General features: G+C 65.7%; 3 protein-coding genes. 1 reads left to right on the top strand and 2 read right to left on the bottom strand.

What is annotated here, in order from left to right; translation table 11 throughout:
* On the bottom strand, nucleotides 1–290 hold a 290-nt coding region (locus ABD194_RS19640), incomplete at its 3' end, for a hypothetical protein (RefSeq protein WP_343994639.1).
* Here ABD194_RS19640 and ABD194_RS19635 point away from each other — a divergent pair.
* Nucleotides 277–924 carry a hypothetical protein gene (locus ABD194_RS19635; RefSeq protein WP_343994637.1) on the top strand — a complete coding sequence of 216 codons (648 nt, stop codon included), beginning with the start codon at nucleotides 277–279 and terminating at the stop codon, nucleotides 922–924. The genes ABD194_RS19640 and ABD194_RS19635 overlap by 14 nt on opposite strands.
* Nucleotides 925–1,173: 249 nt before the next feature.
* On the opposite strand, the gene ABD194_RS19630 is transcribed toward ABD194_RS19635, so the two are convergent.
* Nucleotides 1,174–1,698 carry a nuclease-related domain-containing protein gene (locus tag ABD194_RS19630; RefSeq protein WP_343994635.1) on the bottom strand — a complete coding sequence of 175 codons (525 nt, stop codon included), beginning with the start codon at nucleotides 1,696–1,698 and terminating at the stop codon, nucleotides 1,174–1,176.
* Nucleotides 1,699–2,193 lie beyond the last annotated feature (495 nt).

Genomic DNA, 2,193 nt, shown 5'->3' with positions numbered 1-2,193 from the left:
AGCAAGACGTGCGCCAACTGCGGAGCCTCGGTGGCACCGCGGGCAAATACCGGCAATCGCGGACCGGATATCGCGTGGATGGTCCATTGTCGGGAGTGCGCCTTGCTCATCGAGGGCCAGATGAGCCGGCTGAAGAGCCAGCCGAGTAGTTCCCCCATCGACATCTGGCAATGCAACTCCTGCAGATCTGCTCGTGCCTGCCGGCCCGGCTGGCGCACGCGATGCCCGGTGTGCCTCGACGCGAGGACCGCGTTGGACGCCGACACGGTCGCCGACATGAAGAGGCTCATGCGTCGGCCTGGGGTGCGACAGGAACTCGCGGAGACCTTCGAGGTGGAAGTCCAGTCCGTCACGGAGACAGAGGCGCTGATGGTCGAGTCAGTGCTCTTCCTCGCAGACCTTGAAGATGCGCACGCGCGGCCCGGGTGGACCATCATTGCGACCGACGTGTGGGGCATGCCGTGGGGATACCGTGACCCCTCGCGCAGCCACGGCACGTGGGCGACGCATGACGCTTGTGGCACTGTTCAGAAGATCACCATGGCGAGGCCTGAGTGCCGCGTCTGCCCGCCGCAGCCCGGCTCCCGTACGCACCGCGCCAAGTTCGGGCAGCCCCAGTACCTCTATCTCGTCCAATACGAGAATCTGTTGAAGTTTGGACATGGGGATGCCAATCGGGTCCGCGCGCACTTGCGGGCCGGGTGCGAAGTGATCAGCCTGTTGCGGGGGCCCTTTGAGCGGGTGGTTAAGGCGGAGGTAGCGGTGAGGCAGGCCCATCGCGACCAGCTAGTCGACCCGCGCCTGTGGACCATGCCGGTCACTTTTGGAGCCGGGAGCGAGGTTGTGACCGTGGAAGCTGACATTCGACTGAGTGACTACCTCTCGGGGCCGGACGTCAAGGATGTCGCCGCGAGTTTTGCCTGAGGCCGTCGCGCGATGTGGCCCTGCAGGCGACCTCGTTGGCGCGCCAGCTCACAACCCCATCCACCCGAACGGGTGCCCGGAGAATGCTGGCGGTGTTAAGCGGCGTCGACTCCGTGATCGTCCGCGTCGGAGTCGCGGTTGGCATATGACGACTCGATGCGGCTGTCACCCAACTCTCCGACCGATCGGCAGAAATTACAGGGTAGAAGACGCCCGCCACGCGGCGCTATGACGCAATGTCGGACTCCCCTAGGTCCAGGTCGAGGAGCGCCGGACGTGGGTGAAGATCGTTTCGACCTCTTGGTCGGACAGGACGGGCAGCAGTGCTGATACCCACCGTTGCAGCCCGCGCCGTGTGGTGATGGCGACGTCTGGAGGCGGCGTGCGAATCGTGAGGTTGCCGGGGTCAACGAGCACGATCACGCTGCGCGCCTCGATGCTGCTGCCCGTGGCGGCCGTCAGCAGTCGGCTGGCGCGGGCTGCCTCATGCCGCGAGTTGCGCAGGTACGGTTGCTTGTGACCGTTCACCATGAAGGTGTTTCCGCCGACCCAGATTCTGGCGCCCGGATGCGCCTTCGTGTTCAGGGTGAAGACGCCTCCTGGACCCACGAGGACGTGATCGATGTCCGAACCTTTGGCTCCCACAGGTACTGAGTGGACGTAGCGCCACGCTCCTGGGCGGGAGATCCGCCAGAGCTCAGCAGCGACCGTCTCCTCGCCATGGGCGCCTTGGGTCCAGGCACGGGTTTCCCGCTTTGCGGGAGGTCGAACCACCGCGCGGAGGGCAGTTCGGCGGCGCGCTGCCAGAGAAGTTGGCCGGGGTCATTCCTCACAAGGTCACGCCAGCCCGCCTGGGGCGGGTCCACCGGTACCTTCCAGGCCGGGTGGTCCAGTCGCCATTCTCGGTGGGCCGCGACGGCGCCTGTGTGGTGCCGGCGCGCACGGCGCCGATCGAACCAGGCGAGTAGCCCGCGACCGGAGGGCAGTTCGGGCGGCGCTGGCTCGCTCGAGGCACCAGCGCAACTGATCCCGTGCGTGCGGAGCCAGTCGGACAGAACGTGGTCCATCAGCTGGATGTAGTCCGGCGACGTCGGATAGTCGTGCCCGGTGTCGAGGTCGCGGTAGCCAGCTATGGCGCCGTTGCTGAACCAGACATAGGCGCGATTGATTCCTGGTTCCTGGCGCCACGAAATCTCTGCAGACAACACGAGATGAGGATCCCTGCTCAAGCAGTTCCGGTGCACGAGTTAGGGGTAATTCGCGTGGGCG

Origin of the sequence: Terrabacter terrae (assembly GCF_039529575.1) — a bacterium.
GTDB lineage: Bacteria > Actinomycetota > Actinomycetes > Actinomycetales > Dermatophilaceae > Terrabacter > Terrabacter terrae.
This window is presented reverse-complemented; position numbering and strand designations above follow the sequence as displayed.